2 protein-coding genes are annotated in these 721 nt (G+C 43.7%); both read right to left on the bottom strand.

What is annotated here, in order from left to right:
* Positions 1-186 (bottom strand): translation initiation factor IF-2 N-terminal domain-containing protein (locus tag BHE89_RS19205; protein WP_141008344.1); only part of this gene is annotated, 186 nt, incomplete at its 3' end.
* Between the two features lie 22 nt (positions 187-208).
* A partial coding sequence (locus BHE89_RS19200; RefSeq protein WP_286146351.1) for a helix-hairpin-helix domain-containing protein occupies positions 209-721 on the bottom strand: 513 nt, incomplete at its 5' end.

Genomic DNA, 721 nt, shown 5'->3' with positions numbered 1-721 from the left:
TTTTTCTGGTTGGCTGGTTGATACGTCTTTATCACGATTCAACCAAGCCAGTAAGGTTTCTTTCTCTTTTTGGGAGACAGAATCAGAGACGGTCTTCTTAATACCGGCATCAGCAAACTGCTGTACCAAACGTTCAACCGGTGTCTGAATCTCTTCTGCCAGTGATTTTACTGTTTCATCTGTCATTCTGTTCCTTCCTGCTCAGTTGTTACGCATCATTCCCAAACCAGCAGATATTACGTGCGGCCATAATGAGTTCGCCTGCGCGCTCACTATTTAAACCTTCAATATCAGTTAGGTCGTCGATACCCTGTTCGGCAAGATCTTCCAGTGTGCAGATACCACGGGCAGCTAGATCAAATGCTAAAGAGCGCTCCAAGCCTTCGAGAGCTAATAAGTCCTCAGCTGGCTGGTTATCGCCTAGGCTTTCTTTTTGAGCCAACTCAATCGTTGTGAGTGCAGCTTTTGCTCTTTCACGTAGAGCTTCAACGGTATCTTCATCTAATCCGTCAATAGCCAGCAGTTCACTGATTGGCACATAAACTAACTCTTCAAGGGTAGAGAAACCTTCTTCAACTAAAACAGTTGCGAAGTCTTCATCAATGTCGAGATGCTTAGTAAATATTTCAATGGCTGCGTTTGCTTCTGCCTGATGTTTTGCATTTAATTCATCAGCAGTCATGACGTTTAATTCCCACTTGTCATCACCACGATGTTTTTT

Origin of the sequence: Shigella sp. FC1967, from assembly GCF_001743005.1 — a bacterium.
GTDB lineage: Bacteria > Pseudomonadota > Gammaproteobacteria > Enterobacterales > Enterobacteriaceae > Proteus.
The sequence above is the reverse complement of the archived record's forward strand: the minus strand, read 5'-3'. Positions and strand labels throughout refer to the sequence as shown.